The following is a 17,489-nucleotide window of genomic DNA, read 5'->3' as shown; positions in this document are numbered from 1 at the left end:
AAAATAAAAATAAAGATAAAAATAAAAAACATTGCTGCCCTCAGCAAAGCTAAGGGAAGGTCGTCTGCTGCGCAGACGACCAATAAAAAAGCGGTTATCTACCGAAGTAAATAACCGCTTGTAAGCTATATCTGTAAGTTATCTGTAAGTTATCTGTAAGCGTTAGCTACAGCTTCGGATGTATCGCGTAAGTCATCATCTTGGTATGAAATATATCGCATTGTGACACCTACAGAGCCATGGTGAAGTAACTTGGAGGTTGTTAGTACGTCGCTATTTTTTGCTGCAACAGATCCGAAAACCCGCCTCAGGTCATGGTTTCTTAGGTCACTGATGTCATGTCCTAGCTCAAGCATCCGCGCCTGTACTCGTGCCCAACAGCCGCGTGGGTAATGGATAGGTGAGCCAAACTTACGATTAGATGGGAAAAGCCACTCGTTTGTGGTTTCTGCTATACGGCGATTAACTATCTCTATTGCAAACGAATTGAGTATTAACGTTTGCTTTTTACCAGATTTGGTATGAGGTAAGATAATGGTGCCATTTTCAATATTAACCTCTGATACTCGTATACGTTTTATCTCACCAATACGGCCACCAGCAGTAGCGCACAGCATAAGAACGTCTTGCTGAACTTTATTTTTATCTTGCAAACAACAAGCAATAAAAGGTTTTAATTGCTCAGGTCTCATGGTTTGAGTGCGTGTATTATCTCTATTAAATTGCTTCCAATTTCTAAAAACATTAACAGGGTGAGCACCAGAATCAACAGCAAAGCGACCTATTTTACGTGCTATAGCGCTTAATCTATCAACTGAAGAGTGACTTAATCTCTCAAGTTTTTCTTCAATAAACTGATTTATTAGCGGCTGTGTTATTCGGTCGAATTCTAAGTGCCCAAAATAAGGTCTTATATGCTTCTCTAACTTTGATAGCTCAGGCTTAATGTTCTTCTTGTTAATGCGTGCATCAGTTAAGAATGGACCATCAATAATATCATTAATTGTTTCAAAATCAGCGCCAAAACCGTCTTCATTACGAAGCAGTTGCTTCAATGCTTTTTTTCGAATATCACTAACTAAGTGCAATAAAGCATTACCCATTTTTTTAGTTTTAACCTTGCCTGTATTCTTTTGTGAATAGCGTAAGTAATAGGTTTTACTTCGTTTACCTATACGACAAAGCAATCCTGGAACTTCCGTATCTTTTAATAAAACTTCTTTATCAATAAACTCTCGCTTATTGATCAGCGTATTTGAAAACTTAACAACCTCGTACATATTTTATACTACCTTTAGTGGATACCTAAAGGTCATGCATGAAATTCAGTGAAAAAAATGATAAGTTGTGTTTCATCAAGTGGTTATGAGTTAGCTTATTAATGAAAACAATTCCTATCGGTAAAGCTTTTAGTGCAATGTTATGGGTGATAGAAAAAGAGCAATCAATTCCAGAAAATGAAATGATTGGTGGTTGGAATTTTTATGATCATAAAGCGCCACTAAAGCCAATTAACTACTCAGCGTTGGTAAATACGTTAGGGCATGATTATTTTGACGGCTCTCTATACCAAGGTATATCTGAGTCAATTAACTTAACAAATGCCGTCGATGGAGGAATGCTTTTAACACCTGATAATCAGCTTGTATGTCAAAGTAAAAGTGAGTCATTAGGCGAAGGCGTAGAAGCTTGGTTTAGTTACGAAGTTGAAAGCCAAATATCTCGGTTAGCTCACACGGATATCTATCCAAAAGATGAGACATTCAAACCAGAGAAAATAACGAAATCAGCATCATCAGCAGATGAAATATCAAAAGAAGATCTAGAGCTTCTTAAATACTTATCGTCACCAGAAGCTAGTAAAAAACTCGCAGAAATGGAACAACTTCGACAAGCTAAGATGCAGCAAGGGGGTATTCCGAATATAATTGTGTCGCCACATGATAAATTAGTGGCTAAAACCCACTATAAGTTATTAGATTTATTACAGTCAGGAAAATTCTCAGCTTACTATTACCCTGCGATTATCAAATTTAAAGATGAATTAAAGTTAAAAGATAAACCAACTCAACTTCCACAAGTTATTAGCAAAGCGCATTGGCAAAGAAATCTGTTGCCGCACTACGATTACAATGCCATTCATTTTGGTGATTCACATAAATTATATTTTTCAAGACATGTCATGTCCGAAGGTTTTACAGGCGAAGATGAAATATCACCTTATCATCAGTTCTGGTTAGCTAATGTTCAAATTGAAGCTGAAAGCTTTGACGAATTCATTATGCCTTTGATTTACCGTCAGTTTCCACTTCCTAAAACAGCAGGGTTAAATAGAACAGGTAATAAATATATTATTAACTTTGGTGAAGATAAAAATGTTGAAGTAAAACAAAGCAAAGGTCTAAATTTGCTAAGAATGCTAATACGTCATACAAATTCAAATCCACAAAATCAAACAGCTGTACCATCTATTTTACTACAATCTCTGCTGTCAAAAGAAGAGGATGAAGGCGAACTTTCTAGGTTTGTAAATGACGAACCTAATTATGATGATCAGTCAGCCCCAGTAATAAAAAACAGTAAAAATGCAAAGAAAGATATTCGGATTAGTATTAGCACAATTAGAAAACAGATTAAAAAGTACTGGGATTCTGAATATTTAGATATAGCGCAATTAAATGGGCTAGAGAAAGACATTACTCGTAATGCGTTTAATATTAGTGCTCTGACACAAGACAGTAACTACGCAGATAATATTAAGCATATTCTAAATGCTGAAGAATCGGCTGAATATTCAAAAGACGATTTATTAAATACGATCTTCCCATCTGATTTGGTCGGAAGCGCTAGTAGTGATGATAACAATGAAAATAAAGAACTAACAAACGGTATGTGGAATACCATGAAGGCGGGGATGAAATTAATTAAACATAAATGTCCGTATTTATATTTTCACTTGTATGGCTCTGGTACATCAGATAAAAATGGCGGCTTCAAAGGCGCATTAAAAATGGATGGTAATGGTTTTATTTATCAACCAAGCAATAGAATCGTTTGGGATCTAAAAGAACGTTAAGTATGAACAAATAAAAAAACACTGTCATATGTGTATACCCATATACCCTTGCGATGGTTTTTTAAATGAATAAGCAAACAGTAGGGGGTATCTTCGTAGCTATCTGTCACATGCTATGGATAAAGTGACTAAAGTTTACTTTTTAAAACGCACATTTTAACTATCTTTTTGTTAGCTATAATTTGTACCCAGGAGCAAAATCCATGGATTTAATGTCGGTTAGTTCATGACGATTCATAAGCTGAAGGTTAAACATTTTACAATCGAGTAACGCATCTTTTGAGCTATCCACTCGCATCTTAGATAATGTGAACCCAGCCAAAACTTTATTAGTTGTTATATTGATTACTGGCTTATCAACTAATCCTAAGTCTAATCGTAGTGCATCAGGATGTGGGTGCTTTGTATGGGGAGCAATTGTTAAAGTAATATTACTATTCCATTCCTCATCTTTATCATTGGAAACGTATGTAGCATCAATTGATTCTGCGCGAGTAAATCGGCATAGCTTATAAGTGCGGTACTCTTTTTTCACAATGTTAACGCCACGCACATACCAAACACCACCAGCCTCAAAAAATGAATTAGGTGAAAATATTCTCTGACTTCCTTCGGTAGATGAAGAGGCGTAATCGACATCAACACAGTGCTTTAAGTGAAATGCTCTGGTTAATTCAGCTACAACATCAGCTGTTGGAAAAGTAGCACCTTTCACATAAACATGACTCTGATCTATATTTAATACTTTTCTTAATACAACATTACCCTTGAGTACTAAGTCTAAGGCATCAGCTATGTTATGTTCAAATGCAGGTGAAAAGTCAGGTGTAATTGAATACCTTGTTTTACTTACATCATAGGCAATATTGTCAGGATATTTACTTCGATAACTAGCAAAAGCTCTAGTAGCTGAAGCTGGCGCAATACCAAGTATATTAGTGAGATCATTTCTACCTAAGTAACCTCGGTACATTAACAGTAAGTCGATAAATACCATACTTTCTAATTTCAAAATAATACCATTCCATAATTGATTAACCTAATAACTTTATCATGTATTAATTAACAAGTACTAATCAATTGATTAGTACTGTATCATTTTATTATTGAAATTTAGTAAGGAATTGAAGTGATAGTTAATAAAAGAAACATGGATCAAGTATTTATACCTGAAGAAGATAGGGTCTGTGATGCTGAGGAGTTTCTAAGTTGGGATGAAAAACCACTGTTTGAGTTGAGACGTCAGTTAAGACCAAAGACAGCAGAAAGAACACTCTTGTGTCCTATTTGTTTTCAACCATTAATTATTGCAGGGACTAAAAAGCAAAAAATACATTTTAGACATTTTCAAGATTCTGAAATATGTCCAATAAAAACAGGCTGTAAACTTACCGCTGAGCAAATTTTAGCAATGAAGTTTAATGGTCAAAAAGAAGGGCTGGCTCACAAAACTAATAAAATTTTCATTCATGACACCTTAAAGAAAGACATCTCATTTGAAGATGTCAAAATGGAAAAAACATTTAGGGAAGAAAATACTAAGGGGGTAGCTAAAGAGTGGCGTAGACCAGATGTAAGCGCCTTTTATACTACTAATAAAGTCAAAATAGTATTTGAACTGCAAGTTTCAACGACATTTATTGATGTCATCATTGATAGAGAAAAATTTTATAAAGAAAGGGATGCCTATATTGCATGGGTATTCTTAAATTTTGAAGGAAAGCGTTTTACGGAATTAGATATAGCATATGCAAATAAAAGCAATGCTCTGGTTCTAGATGATGAATGTAAAGCTCTATGTCAGCAGCACAATGAGTTGTATTTTAGATGTTATTACAGGAAACCTTATATTGTGGACGGGGCTTTGATTATTGAACACGAGTGGGAAAGCACACTAGTATCAATTAAAGAACTTACTTTTGATGATGTGAACCTCAAGCTTTTTTATTTCGATACAGATAAAGCTGAACTTGAATTGTTAGATGAAATTGGTCGAAAAAAAGAAATAATTCATCAAGAACAAGAAGAGCGAAAAAGAAAGGCTGAGGAAGAGAGGAATAAGCCTTTATTTGGTTATAAAAGAAGTCAACCATCATCAAATGGGTTAACAGGTACTTATTCAAAATATAAACGGAAAGCTACAGATAGAATTATTAACCAAACCCAAGTTAATATTAAAAAAACAACAGTGCTTTGCCCTAATTGTCATGAATACACCAATCTGAATAAGATAGGAAATCTTTTAGTTTGTAAAAAATGTAGTCAAATTGTTGATGTATAATCTTATAATCACGAACAAAGAAGAATACTCTTATTTTCATGATTTTAATAACAATTCCAAACACTGTTAATCAATAATTATAGTACTCATTAAAATTACCTTATCTTTAGTAAGTCGAGACACTATTATTGTTAAAAGCAAAGGCTTAGAGTAATATAGGGAAACTCTTTAGCTTCGGACAAAATTTGTCTAGTCGGGTGATTAGCCAGACTCTAATTTATTGAACGGGTTTATATGCGATATACATGCATCCTAAACTCGTACCTCCTTTAGGATGCATGCATACCGCATTCTTTAAGTAAAGAGTGAAAGCCCAAGAGGGTAACTCTTGGGCTTTTTTTAACTAAGGAAAATAATGGGTGTTATAGATAAACTAGCAAATAAATTAAATTTTACTAAAAAAGATGTAGCATTTTTCTTATTTGACGCGCCTAAAAAATACAAAGTTTATAATATACCCAAACGCAGTTTCGGGCATCGTGTTATTGCTCAACCTTCAAAAGAGTTAAAGGAATACCAGCGTACTTTTCTAGAATTATATCAATTTCCTCATCATGCTAACTCAATGGCGTATTCGTCAGGAAAGAGCATAAAAGACAATGCAGAGGTCCATCGGAAGCAGCGTTATCTGTTAAAAATGGATTTGGAAAATTTTTTCAACTCTATTACACCAGAAGTATTTTGGAACGCATGGGGTAAGTTTAAAGCTTTGCCTGATGATAACGATAAAGAGTGGATTGAAAGGCTACTCTTTTGGCAGCCAAGATCCACAAGAAGTAATGACCTAAAACTAAGTGTGGGTGCTCCCAGTTCACCTTCGATATCAAATTTTTGTATGTACCTTTTTGATGAGGTAGTTACTGAACATTGCCAGAAAGAGTCTGTTTATTATACTAGATATGCAGACGATTTAACTTTTTCTACAAACAAAAAAGATATTTTATCTTCGATACCTTCAGTAATCAAAACTAAATTAAAAGAGTGTTTCGATCATAGATTAGTTATTAATCAACGTAAAACAAAGTTCTCGTCCAAGGCACATAACAGGCATGTTACGGGTATCACTATTTCTAATGATGAAAAACTTTCATTAGGAAGAGAGCGTAAACGTTATATAAAACACCTAGTTCATCAATTCCAACTTAATAAGCTAGATCAAAAGGATATTAGGCATCTACAAGGATTGATAGCTTTCGCAAGACATATCGAACCTATGTTTATATCGTCACTTACAAAAAAATATTCAGAGACTCTAATACAAAGAATTATCGAGGCACATAATGAGTGATACCAATAACAATGATACGTTAAGCGATAATAAAGAAAAATTAGAAGCTATTAGACGCAAATTTTTCAAAAAATTGGCAGCTAATGCTCATAGTGGCGATATCACGTCAAAGTTCCAGCTTTATCAATCCGATAGAAAAGGTGAAGATACTGGACTCGAAGCTGTTTTAATTGAAAAGTATTTTCAAAATTGTGTCGAATACCTCTCTAGCGTTAAGAATATTAACGGAATTGAAACCCCTGTTAATAAATTACACATAAAGTCTTTGAATCTAATTGATTTTCGCAAGTTTTCTAATTTGAAAATGACTTTTGATGAACAATTGACAGTCTATATTGGTAGTAATGGCGCAGGAAAAACGTCAATAGCATATAGTATTGCAAAAACTTTAAGTTGGTTAAGTGCTGGATTAGAAAAAGAAGGTAAACATGGTAAACCTTTAACAAAATACGATCCAAATATAAATTGTGACCATCGAGCAGAGGTTCACTCTAAAATATCTTTGGGTAAATCTATTATAAGAGATACTTCCTTATTCCGTTATGTAAAAGGAGTTTCTGACGGCGTAGAGACGAGCTATTTAGAAGAGTTAAGGGAACTATCAGATTTATATAGAGTAATAAATGATTCTCAAAAGAAGTTAAAAAAAGAAGAAATTAATTTACCATTATTTGCTTTTTATTCCGTAGAACGCTCGCATTTAAAATCTAATAAATCTTTTAATATTGAAAAACTATCGAATATAGATTCAAACTCACGTTTTGATGCTTATGAAGGAGCACTTGATGGGGCTGGTAATTTTGGTGACTTTTTAGAATGGTTTTTAATATTAAACAATTTAGCAAACCCGGCTAAAAGCAAAGAACTAAAAGAATTAGAAGAGCAAATTGCCTCATTTGAAAAAAACGTAAATACAGACGACCCAGTTCTCAAGAAAATGCTAGACGATAAGAAAAAAGAGCATAAATCAATTATCGAATTAAGTGATAATAGCCAGTTTTTTGAAAAGCAATTAGCTATTGTTAAAAAAGCTATTGTCGACATTACTCCTAGCGTATCTGATATATTCGTAGATAGGAGTTCAGGCCGTGCTGAGCTAAAAGTAAATAATGATAAAGTACCAATAAATATCTATCAAGCTTCTCAAGGGCAACAAATTTTAGTAGCACTGGCGGCCGATTTATCTCGTAGGCTTGTAATGCTGAATCCTGATAGTGAAACACCTTTATCAGGACAAGGAATCGTAGTTATCGATGAGATAGAATTACATCTACACCCACAATGGCAGCAAACGATCATCCAAAGCTTGTTAGATACATTTCCTAATATTCAATTTATTATCACTACTCATAGTCCTCAAGTACTATCAACGGTAGATAAAAGTCAAATCCGTAAATTCGATATAAGCGAACATGGTGAAGACGTTATAACTACACCGAAGTTTCAAACTAAAGGAGTTAATAGCTTAGATATTCTATCCCAAATAATGAATACAAGCGCCATACCTAATGTTGTAGAAGCCGACTGGGTAAATGATTTCTCAAGTCTTTTGATGGATAAAAAGAAAACTGAAGCTAATAAGGTTTTAGAACTTATACTCGAACATTTCGGCAAAGATCATCCTGTTGTAAATGATTGTCTTAATCAAATTAAAATAGCTGAAATGAAAGAACGTTTAACTGTTTCAAAAGGATCAAAAGGGTAATGAAAAAGTTAGATAGGAATATAGCGCAACAACCAGCGTGTCTATCCAATTTTACATCCCCTCCTGATACTTGGGATAATGTGGTATTGCGCGATAAATGGGGTATTTGGAGTGAACTATATAAAATTCAAGATCGTTTCTGTGTATATTGTGAGTCACCAGCAGAACAAGGTGCAGGAAAAGGACATATAGAGCATTTTTTTCATAAAGGATGTGCAGCTTATTCCCACTTAACATTTTCATGGCCAAATTTATTTGGTTGCTGTGATTCGAATGAACATTGTGGGCATTATAAAGATCAAGATTTGCCTGGTGGTATTCCAAGAGATTACGATCCTAGCTTGGTATTAAAACCAGATGAAGATGAACCAGACGACTATCTTAAGTTTCTATCTACAGGAACTATTGAAGAGAAAAGTGGGTTGAATTGTGAACAGAAAGCTAGGGCAACTGAAACTATTACTGCTTTAAATTTAAAAGCTGTAAAACTTGTTACTTCAAGACGAAGTCAGATAAAACTTTTTGAAAATAGAGTGCTTGCTCTTTTTGAACTAGTTGATCAGCTCGGTTTGACTCAAGAAGAGTTTGAAGCTCAATTTCTAGAGATTGAAATCGAATCTCAATCAGAAGCCCATAGGACTGCTATTAGACAAGCTATTTTCTAATCTCTGCTCTTTTAGTCTTCATAAATAGTATTTGTAACTAAAGGTAAAAGTAAATAAAATCAGTAAGTAACGGTTTTGGGGATAACCTAAGTCGAAGGATTTACAACCTGTCAGCGAAAAGATTAAGTAAATGACATCACCTCATATTGTCTGGCCAAATTAACTATGTCACTACAATAAAATAGATCAGTTAACCGTAATTGATTTATATAAATACAAAGCTGCTTTTGATAATTTAAGTAATATAGTTGAAGATATTATTAAGTCTCCTAATAAAGCACACTGGAAATTCTATTGGGGGCATGTGGATAATTTTGATAATCAACAAAATGAAATGTCGAAGTGGTCGATTGAAAAAAAGGTTATCAGGCTAATAGAAAAGTATGAATATCATAAAAGTAATTAGGCAGACTAAAGGAAAACAACTTTATACCGACTTTACACGTTGATTAATGCTATTTTAGGCTGGTATTCGGTACATCAAATCGAGATGTAATTATTAAATCAAGTAAAATCAGTAAGTAAACTTTTCATGATTAAATTAACACGAAGAATTTAAAATCCCTCGCTCATAGAGTGTGACGGTTCAAGTCCGTCTCCGGGTACCACCTTTTTTTCTGTACTTCCTAGTTAGTTAAAATCCTCTCCATTATTGCAAGTCATTATCTACATCGTTTAGATTTTTTCTCTTGAATAAAAATCTCGTCACTTTACTTGAACATAGAGTGTGACGGTTCAAGTCCGTCTCCGGGTACCACCTTTTTTCTGAACTTCCTAGTTAGTTAAAATCCTCCCCATTATTGCAAGTCATCATCTACATCGTTTAGATTTTTTCTCTTGAATAAAAATCTCGTCACTTTACTTGAACATAGAGTGTGACGGTTCAAGTCCGTCTCCGGGTACCACCTTTTTTTCTGTACTTCCTAGTTAGTTAAAATCCTCCCCATTATTATAAGTCATCATCTATATGGTTTAGATTTTTTCTCTTGAATAAAAATCTCGTCACTTTACTTGAACATAGAGTGTGACACCTCAAGTCTGTCTCCGGATACCAACCTTTCACTCGACAATACTCACTTAACTCAACTTCCAATAGTGTGGCTTTTTCCAATACAATTGAAAACTTTTCCTCACTTGACCACTTATCTGATGAACTCACTTTTGACACATTTAAACCCGAGGTATTAAATTGCTTTTGCCAACTATACAGGGTTGAGATGTTAATGCTTTCTTGCACTGCAAACTGCAAACTGCAAACTGCTAACGGACAAGGCATTTTGACTGGGCTTAGTTAATTGGAGTAATTAATCCGTTTGGTATTAAACAGCGTCTTGTTATGGAATGCCAAAACTTACTAAGTTCGACAGCGAACAGACATTGCATATATATTCATTGATAATTAGACATTGGACGATGCACCTAATTCACTATCATCAAAGAATATAGACGCAGTGAAGTAATATTTCAGTAATGTGTATTTGAATGTGATCGTTGGATGTTTATAACAACAACCACAATTCATGGAGTAGATAATAATGTTAAACGAAGGCTATCACGAACCAACAAGTGAACTAACAGTTGATGCTTTTAACAATGAAAAATTAAAAGTAATTCTTGTACATAATCGAGATGAAGAAAAAGAGCATGCCGCAATGCTCCAAGAATTGATCAGAAGGCAAGATCCAACCTTTGATAAAAAATTAAAAGATTACCTCTTTACAGATAAGACAATAACTCAGAATAACAGGGAGATTGGCAGCGCGTAGATGTTTAAAAAAGAGACTGATAATTAAAAATAGGTGATTAACCTAGTATTTAAAATATATACGGTTCTCTTCAAGTGCTATCAGCACTCAAACAACTACCCATTGAGTTCTTCTAATAGTGACCAATTCTAGTATTGTAATCGGTTAGGCTATCTCCGAAAAAACATTGGAGAACTAGTCGTTAAAGTAAATCTAAATATCAATTGTTCTAATGTTAATGTTCGCAAGCCTATCAGCTGAGTTGTCAGATCGGCATATTAATATCTTTATATCTAACCCTGTTTAACTATTTTATTTGAAGGAGAAATACCTCATGTTACGAACTATTAAAAATCTAGAAGGCTACACTATCCAAGCGACAGATGGCAACATTGGTCATGTCACAGATTTTTATTTCGATGACAAAACTTGGTGCGCTCGCTATCTGGTTGTTGACACAGGCACTTGGCTTTCGAGTAGAGAAGTCCTTATATCACCTATCTCGATAGGCATAGCGAACTGGGCGGACAAGCTCCTACCGGTTTCGATCACAAAAGACCAAGTAGAGAACAGCCCTGACATCAATACCCAAAAGCCAGTCTCTCGACAGCAAGAGATCCAGTTATTTGAGTACTACGGCTATCCATATTATTGGGGAGGTTATGGGATGTGGGGCGAGGGTATGTATCCGAGTATGATGTTAACTAGACACGATGGCTTTATTTTGCCACCCCATGACGAAGATCCAGAAGCGACGAAGGCTTCTAGAGCTGAACAGCACCAAGATGATGATATTCATCTTCGTAGTTGTCAAGCGATAATCAACTACCACATTCATGCTACCGATGGTGACATCGGCCACATAGAGGGCCTGCTTATCGATGAAGATACTTGGGCCATTCGATACATGATAGTGAATACAAGTAACTGGTGGCTAGGTCATCAAGTGCTCATTCCTCCACATTGGATTGAGGATGTTAGCTGGGTGGATGCTAAGGCGTCTGTCAATCTGACACGACAGGATGTGAAGGATGCTCCGGCGTATAACGAAGCAATGCAAGTGGATCGTAAGGCGGAAATGTATATCTACAATCATTATGGCCGTCTCGGTTATTGGGTGGATGATGAGAGAAATGACACCCAAAAACCACAGTTATAGTAGCGCGGTAGAAGCGACTGACAATAATATTAGAGGTGTTAAATGGTATCAGAATCTATGTCTAAATCCACAGAATCAGCCACAAAAACGAAAAGTGTTGCTGTTTTTGGTGGCGGAATTTCTGGACTGACGGTAGCGCATGAATTTTCAAAGCTTGGCTATAATGTCAAGGTGTTTGAGGCGAATTCTGATGCTGGTGGCTTTTTTAGAAGTGCCAGAAGGAAAGAAGATGAAGGCATGCCTTCTGAATACTCTTGGCATGGAATGGGTCCTTGGTATAACAATTTTTTCGAACTCATCAAGGAAATCCCCTTTGATGAGTGCTCCAGTCTCTATGAAAATATCCTTTCACGGCCAGTAGTATTCGGATTGGCGCCAAACTCAGGAACGGCTCATTTTGGCGATTCTAATCCCAACAATGTCGATGTGGAAAACCTTTTTAGTATGACGACCAAAGAAAAATGGCTGTGGGGTTGGCTTATACTAAAGGCCTGGTGCTCAAATAACCGCAGTAGCCATAAATACAGTACTATCAATGCTAAAGAAGCTTGGCGGCCCTATTTATCTGCTTCGACACTTAACACGTGGAGCTCCACCTTTGGCCCTTGGGTGGGCTCTGATTGGTGTAATGTTTCTTTCCATCATGTCGCTCATTTTTTCCGTAAGCAATTGGTCACTAAATATTCGTATCGTCATTCAGGAGATAGTGAAGGTGGACCGTGGGATCACACGGCGCGCACAGGATGGTTACTTTTGAACGGGCCCAGCAGTGAGGTTTGGTTTGATAAGTGGATCAATCACCTAATGCAAAACCAGGTTGAGTTCTTCTGGCAGACTCCACTTCATCGTTTGAGTTTTGAAGAAGACAAGATTACAGCAGCAGAATTAGTCAATGGTGAAACCGTTCAGGCCGATATCTATGTGCTTGCACTGAATCCCTTTAGTGCGGCAGATATATTGGCGCGAACCCCTCTACTTGAAGATAAACCGGAACTTAATCTTTTTCAATCCTTAGTAAAGCAGGGGCCTCACACTCAGGTATCATTTAGAATCGGCTTCAAAGAAAAAATGCTTTGGCCTCGAAAAAGATGCGCACTTGTTATTTCAGATTCCGCCTTTAACCTGACTCTTTTTTCTCAGGAACAAGCTTGGGGACAGCTTAGTGCTCTAGGGGAAGATATTAAATCACTGTGGACAGTCACGGCTTGCGTATCAAAGGTTCCAGGTCCAGTACATGGTCTTTGTTTGGAACAATGCACTGAAGAACAATTCCTTGATGAAGTGTTATTTCAATTAAAACAGAGTCATGCCTTGGAAGATTTGGTGAAAAAAGCAAACGGCGGTAAAAGTTGGACAGATTTTTCCATTGTAAAGATCAAAGTTTGGCATGAGTGGGAATTTTCTTCTGAAGGAATAAAATCGTCTCAACCAAAATGGGTGAACTCGACAAATACCCAGCAATATATGCCGAAGCAAAAGACCACAATATCTAACCTTGTTCTTGCTGGTGCTCACACCAAAACGACGGCAGATGTTTGGAGCATCGAGGCAGCGGTCGAGAGTGGAAAGCTAGCGGTAAAGGTTTTTGAGCCACAAGTAAAAGTCACATCACAGTCGAACCTACTCGTGCTAAAAGTCCTTGGGAAAATTGATGACTTTCTTTATTACTGCAAACTTCCTAACGTGTTGGATGTTGGTTTGATATTAATTGTAATGTTATCGGTTAGCGCAATCGCCTTTGAGATTGCCAAATAAAGAGTTACGTCTGCAAAGAATAAATATCGGAAGGCCTATGAATGACCATGTATATAAAACATCCCATTATAGTCTGACATTAGTTAGTGCAACCGCGCTTGGTATTTTGGCATTTACAAAACCTAAAAAAGGTGCTGAAAAAACGACGCCCAAGCAGCTACTAACAGTATTGATTCTATGCTGAATTTTCAAACATTTCCTATCTGGCTAAACATAATATTATTTTTATTAGCCGGAGTAACAGTATGGATTTCTGGAACACGCTTAACTGCGTATGCAGACATCATCTCTGATCGTAAAAATTGGGATAAAGCGAGTATGGGATTTATATTTCTAGCCCTTGCAACACAACTCCCAGAAATAGTCACTAACACTGCAGGTGCTTTGCATGGTAACGGGGAACTTGTTTTAAATGCTATGTTTGGCGGTATGACGATGCAGACTGCTGTACTTGCTATCGCCGATATATTCATTATTGGCACGGCAACGTTGAGTGTTGCGGCTCAAAAGTCCATCAACTTACTTCAGGGGGTCGTATTGATCTTGCTGCTATCTTTGGTTTTAGTAGCAACGATGCTGGGTGATACTGTTGTGTTTGGGCATATAGGAGCAAGCCCTATTTTATTAGCTATTTTATACATACTAGCAATCTTTATATTTTTAGACTACGGCAAGAATAATAGTTGGAATGTTGCAAATTTCCATGAAGATATAAAACAAAAAGCAAACCCAAAGGATAAACGAGCTAAAAACTCACATGCTACAAAAAAACTCTATTTATATAGTGGTTTTGCCAGTTTAGCGATTCTTGTTTCAGGTGTCGTACTCGTGCAAATAGCGGAAGCTATCGCCACACAATCAGGGTTAGGCTCAAGCTTTATCGGTGTAACCTTACTCGCAAGCAGTACCTCTTTACCTGAACTTAGTGCGAGTATTGCTGCAGTACGTCTGGGTGCTCAGAGCATGGCCATATCCAATATCTTTGGCAGTAATCTTATTATGATATTTTTACTTTTACCTGCAGATATGTTTTACCTCAATGGCGCCATACTCAATAGCGTGAACGACTCTGCAAAATTTGCGCTTGTCTCAGGCATCGTTGTCACGGCTATTTATGTTATTGGACTTATTGTAAGAAAATCTCAAACCTTTCTCCGAATGGGCATGGACTCCATAGCCGTTTTGATTATTTATCTCATCACGCTCTACATACTTTACACACTAAGAGGCGTATAAATGTCAGAAACAAAACTCAATCGTTCCATATCACTGCCCATGCTGATCCTTTATGGACTAGGCACTATGATCGGTGGAGGTTTTTTTGCCTTGCTTGGAGAGATCGCTGATGAAGCTGGACTCTTTATGCCGTTGGCTTTTTTACTTTCAGGGGGATTGGCATTTATTAGTGCCACCTCTTTTGCTGAGTTATCATCACGGTTTCCTTTTAGTGCAGGAGAAGCGCGCTACACTCAGGAAGGATTTTCAAGTAAAAATTTCTCAACGCTTGTTGGTTGGCTGGTTATCTTAACAGGGATTGTTTCAGCTGCCACTATAACCGTTGCTACGGCTGGTTTTATACAAGACTTTATCGCTGTATCGCAAACACTTACGATACTTTTTTTAGTGCTTGGTATGGGAATTATTGCAGGATGGGGGATTGGAAAGTCCGTCGCTTTTGTTGCCGTTATAAGTGTCATACAAATAGGCGCATTAGTCTATATTGTCTTTGTTGGTGGAGACAGTTTACAAGCCTTACCAAGTAGATGGACAGAGCTCTTTATCCCAACAAGTAGTACCGTTTGGTTGGGTGTATTTTCAGGCGCCTTTTTAGGCTTTTATGCTTTTATCGGTTTTGAAGATATGGTCAATATGGCTGAAGAGGTCAAAGATGTCAGAAAAAACCTGCCTATTGCCATCTTAGTGAGTATTGTCTTAACAACTCTTATATACATAGTGGTATCTACCATTGCCGTATTAACCGTATCGCCTCAGATGATCTCAAGTAGCAACACCCCTGTTGCAGAAATTTTGCGTGGTCACGGCGATTTTTCTATGAAAATACTGGGAATTGTCAGCATTTTAATTATCAATGGCGCATTAGCACAGATTATTATGGCTTCACGTGTTATTTACGGTTTATCTAAAAAAGATAAAGCACCAACTTTTTTAGGAAAGATCAACGCTAAAACCCAGACACCGCTTCGTGCAACCGCTCTCATAACCCTCATTGTACTTGTTTTATCCGTTTTTTTCCCGCTAAAAACCTTAGCAGAATCTACCAGTTTTATTATCTTGATCATTTTTGCCATCGTTAATCTCTCTCTTTGGCGTATTAAAGGGAGAGAAAACCGTGATAGTAAACAGAAAATATATTTTCCTCGTTGGATCTCACTCTTTGGTTTTATGACCTCTATTGTTGTCATCGCATTTCAGGTGTGGCAGAGGTTATTTTAACTCGTCTTTTGCTAAGTATTAAAGTTGAAAACTGCTTGCTTTTTTACTCGTATGAAAATGGTTTATGAATACAGTCGAAGATAGAATTCGGTCACAGCTATACAAAAACAATTAAAAAATAGCTGTTTACGATGGCCTAGGTAAAATCAAAAACAGGAGGAATTATGTCAAAAAACGTATCAGAACATTTTGTAGAAATGCTGGTAGAAGCTGGTGTTAAGAAAAATTTACGCGGTGACTGGTGACAGTCTTAACCCAGTCAATGATGCTGTGCGAAGGGATGGTAGATTACAATGGAGCCACGTCAGGCACGAGGAAGCTGGAGCCTATGCTGCTTCTATGGAAGCAGAGTTGAATGGTATCGGTTGCTGCATGGGAGGCTAAGGAATCTAAAGAGGTGGAATTAGTGCATTGTCAAACGGTTTCAAACATAAGGGTCCTGCGATAATCAATATTTTTACTGATCCCAATGCCCTAGCAATGCCGCCTTCACTTAACTTTCAACAAGTGAAAAGCTTTGCACAATCTATGGCAAAATTAATGGTCAATGGAAAGTTTGCAGAAATAGTAGATACGACCAAGAACGATCTAAAATACTTACGCGAATTATGATAAAAAAATTATGAATAGAGCCATTAAATTTAACCTAACCGCTGGCTGAATTGATAGATCTCAATGATTTTTCTTCATCTTCTTTGTCTGTCGAGTAGGGGCTTTTACTTCCCTTACTACGCTTGGCAACGCTTAAGTCAACAGGATCAAATCTTAAGTAAACAACATGATTATAGCAAGTATAACGAAAGGAGATAACAAATGAAATTTACTATCCGTTCAATGGTGTTGATTAGCATCCTCGGAATCACATCGCAGTGCTATGCGATAACGTCGACTGACAAAACGTCAATAGAAGAGGTTAAGCAAGAAGCACAATATTTACTTCAGACGCTTGACGCGTATACCGCTGAGCGAAAGAGCGAGGCGATTTACAAAACAAAAGCGGCATTGGATAAACTGGATAAGCGCATTGACGCGTTGGAGGCAGATGTTGATGAACGTTGGGACAAAATGGATAAGGATACGCGCAAAAAAGCTCGTGATAGTCTCAAGGCGCTACGCAAGCAGCGGAATCAGGTAGCCCAATGGTATGGCAGCCTGAAAAGTAGTACTGATAAAGCCTGGAAGCATATGAAAAAAGGTTTTTTAGATGCTTATATGGCTCTCAATGATGCCTGGGAGAAATCAGAAAATGAGATCGGTTCAAATAGGTAAACTACCTAACGCTCAACTCGGAAAGTAAAAATCTCTGCGTTGTATTTTCGAACAATAATGAAATTTCATTATTTAAAATGAAATATAAAAGA

At 36.7% G+C, this 17,489-nt stretch carries 15 protein-coding genes and 1 pseudogene; 13 read left to right on the top strand and 3 right to left on the bottom strand.

What is annotated here, in order from left to right; translation table 11 throughout:
- Window positions 1-149 precede the first annotated feature (149 nt).
- Window positions 150-1,280 (bottom strand): site-specific integrase, encoded by a 1,131-nt coding sequence (locus tag H4J62_RS16305; protein WP_182218674.1) that lies wholly within the window; start codon window positions 1,278-1,280, stop codon window positions 150-152.
- 101 nt (window positions 1,281-1,381) lie between these two features.
- On the opposite strand from H4J62_RS16305, the gene H4J62_RS16300 reads away from it, so the two are divergent.
- The gene (locus tag H4J62_RS16300) at window positions 1,382-3,076 is read left to right on the top strand and encodes a hypothetical protein (RefSeq protein ID WP_182218672.1); all 1,695 of its coding nucleotides are present in this window, start codon (window positions 1,382-1,384) and stop codon (window positions 3,074-3,076) included.
- A gap of 175 nt (window positions 3,077-3,251) precedes the next feature.
- Here the strand turns inward: H4J62_RS16300 and H4J62_RS16295 are convergent, their stop codons facing one another.
- Window positions 3,252-4,088 (bottom strand): YafY family protein, encoded by an 837-nt coding sequence (locus tag H4J62_RS16295; protein WP_182218670.1) that lies wholly within the window; start codon window positions 4,086-4,088, stop codon window positions 3,252-3,254.
- Window positions 4,089-4,205: 117 nt separating this feature from the next.
- On the opposite strand from H4J62_RS16295, the gene H4J62_RS16290 reads away from it, so the two are divergent.
- The 4 genes from H4J62_RS16290 (at window position 4,206) to ptuB (ending at window position 9,015) form a co-directional block, all read left to right on the top strand.
- Window positions 4,206-5,357 carry a DUF6035 family protein gene (locus H4J62_RS16290; RefSeq protein ID WP_182218669.1) on the top strand — a complete coding sequence of 384 codons (1,152 nt, stop codon included), beginning with the start codon at window positions 4,206-4,208 and terminating at the stop codon, window positions 5,355-5,357.
- A 355-nt stretch (window positions 5,358-5,712) separates the two neighbouring features.
- Window positions 5,713-6,645 carry a retron St85 family RNA-directed DNA polymerase gene (locus H4J62_RS16285; RefSeq protein ID WP_182230920.1) on the top strand — a complete coding sequence of 311 codons (933 nt, stop codon included), beginning with the start codon at window positions 5,713-5,715 and terminating at the stop codon, window positions 6,643-6,645.
- Window positions 6,638-8,350 carry a retron Ec78 anti-phage system effector ATPase PtuA gene (gene ptuA / locus H4J62_RS16280; protein ID WP_182230919.1) on the top strand — a complete coding sequence of 571 codons (1,713 nt, stop codon included), beginning with the start codon at window positions 6,638-6,640 and terminating at the stop codon, window positions 8,348-8,350. The genes H4J62_RS16285 and ptuA overlap by 8 nt, the downstream gene beginning before the upstream one ends.
- Window positions 8,350-9,015 (top strand): retron Ec78 anti-phage system effector HNH endonuclease PtuB, encoded by a 666-nt coding sequence (gene ptuB / locus H4J62_RS16275; protein WP_182217172.1) that lies wholly within the window; start codon window positions 8,350-8,352, stop codon window positions 9,013-9,015. The genes ptuA and ptuB overlap by 1 nt, the downstream gene beginning before the upstream one ends.
- Window positions 9,016-10,057: 1,042 nt before the next feature.
- Here ptuB and H4J62_RS16270 read toward each other — a convergent pair.
- Window positions 10,058-10,261, bottom strand: a pseudogene (locus H4J62_RS16270) (IS3 family transposase); the annotation flags it as partial.
- A gap of 289 nt (window positions 10,262-10,550) precedes the next feature.
- Here H4J62_RS16270 and H4J62_RS16265 point away from each other — a divergent pair.
- The 8 genes from H4J62_RS16265 to H4J62_RS16230 all read left to right on the top strand — a co-directional run bounded on the left by H4J62_RS16265 (window position 10,551) and on the right by H4J62_RS16230 (window position 17,397).
- Window positions 10,551-10,781: a ferritin gene (locus H4J62_RS16265; protein WP_182217174.1), complete on the top strand. Its 231-nt coding sequence runs from the start codon at window positions 10,551-10,553 to the stop codon at window positions 10,779-10,781.
- Window positions 10,782-11,094: 313 nt separating this feature from the next.
- Complete coding sequence (locus H4J62_RS16260) at window positions 11,095-11,919, top strand: PRC-barrel domain-containing protein (RefSeq protein ID WP_182217176.1); 825 nt, start codon at window positions 11,095-11,097, stop codon at window positions 11,917-11,919.
- Between the two features lie 57 nt (window positions 11,920-11,976).
- Window positions 11,977-13,674 carry an FAD-dependent oxidoreductase gene (locus tag H4J62_RS16255; protein ID WP_259364776.1) on the top strand — a complete coding sequence of 566 codons (1,698 nt, stop codon included), beginning with the start codon at window positions 11,977-11,979 and terminating at the stop codon, window positions 13,672-13,674.
- Window positions 13,675-13,851: 177 nt separating this feature from the next.
- Window positions 13,852-14,910: a sodium:calcium antiporter gene (locus H4J62_RS16250; RefSeq protein WP_182217179.1), complete on the top strand. Its 1,059-nt coding sequence runs from the start codon at window positions 13,852-13,854 to the stop codon at window positions 14,908-14,910.
- A complete protein-coding gene (locus H4J62_RS16245; RefSeq protein ID WP_182217181.1) occupies window positions 14,911-16,128 on the top strand; it encodes an APC family permease in 1,218 nt (405 codons plus the stop codon).
- 213 nt (window positions 16,129-16,341) lie between these two features.
- A complete protein-coding gene (locus H4J62_RS20785) occupies window positions 16,342-16,512 on the top strand; it encodes a thiamine pyrophosphate-binding protein (protein ID WP_220466039.1) in 171 nt (56 codons plus the stop codon).
- Between the two features lie 27 nt (window positions 16,513-16,539).
- The gene (locus tag H4J62_RS16235) at window positions 16,540-16,740 is read left to right on the top strand and encodes a hypothetical protein (RefSeq protein WP_259364777.1); all 201 of its coding nucleotides are present in this window, start codon (window positions 16,540-16,542) and stop codon (window positions 16,738-16,740) included.
- Between the two features lie 201 nt (window positions 16,741-16,941).
- Window positions 16,942-17,397, top strand: a complete 456-nt coding sequence (locus tag H4J62_RS16230; protein ID WP_182217183.1) for a hypothetical protein — start codon at window positions 16,942-16,944, stop codon at window positions 17,395-17,397.
- The last annotated feature ends 92 nt before the right edge of the window (window positions 17,398-17,489 follow it).

This window comes from Colwellia sp. BRX8-5, assembly GCF_014077325.1.
Lineage (GTDB): Bacteria > Pseudomonadota > Gammaproteobacteria > Enterobacterales > Alteromonadaceae > Colwellia_A.
This window is presented reverse-complemented; position numbering and strand designations above follow the sequence as displayed.

What these genes read in the sequence shown, in the direction of transcription:
- H4J62_RS16305 (WP_182218674.1), bottom strand. Translation starts at nt 1,280, where the DNA reads ATGTACGAGGTTGTTAAGTTTTCAAATACGCTGATCAATAAGCGAGAG.
- H4J62_RS16300 (WP_182218672.1), top strand. Translation starts at nt 1,382, where the DNA reads ATGAAAACAATTCCTATCGGTAAAGCTTTTAGTGCAATGTTATGGGTG.
- H4J62_RS16285 (WP_182230920.1), top strand. Translation starts at nt 5,713, where the DNA reads ATGGGTGTTATAGATAAACTAGCAAATAAATTAAATTTTACTAAAAAA.
- ptuA (WP_182230919.1), top strand. Translation starts at nt 6,638, where the DNA reads ATGAGTGATACCAATAACAATGATACGTTAAGCGATAATAAAGAAAAA.
- ptuB (WP_182217172.1), top strand. Translation starts at nt 8,350, where the DNA reads ATGAAAAAGTTAGATAGGAATATAGCGCAACAACCAGCGTGTCTATCC.
- H4J62_RS16265 (WP_182217174.1), top strand. Translation starts at nt 10,551, where the DNA reads ATGTTAAACGAAGGCTATCACGAACCAACAAGTGAACTAACAGTTGAT.
- H4J62_RS16260 (WP_182217176.1), top strand. Translation starts at nt 11,095, where the DNA reads ATGTTACGAACTATTAAAAATCTAGAAGGCTACACTATCCAAGCGACA.
- H4J62_RS16255 (WP_259364776.1), top strand. Translation starts at nt 11,977, where the DNA reads ATGTCTAAATCCACAGAATCAGCCACAAAAACGAAAAGTGTTGCTGTT.
- H4J62_RS16250 (WP_182217179.1), top strand. Translation starts at nt 13,852, where the DNA reads ATGCTGAATTTTCAAACATTTCCTATCTGGCTAAACATAATATTATTT.
- H4J62_RS16245 (WP_182217181.1), top strand. Translation starts at nt 14,911, where the DNA reads ATGTCAGAAACAAAACTCAATCGTTCCATATCACTGCCCATGCTGATC.
- H4J62_RS16230 (WP_182217183.1), top strand. Translation starts at nt 16,942, where the DNA reads ATGAAATTTACTATCCGTTCAATGGTGTTGATTAGCATCCTCGGAATC.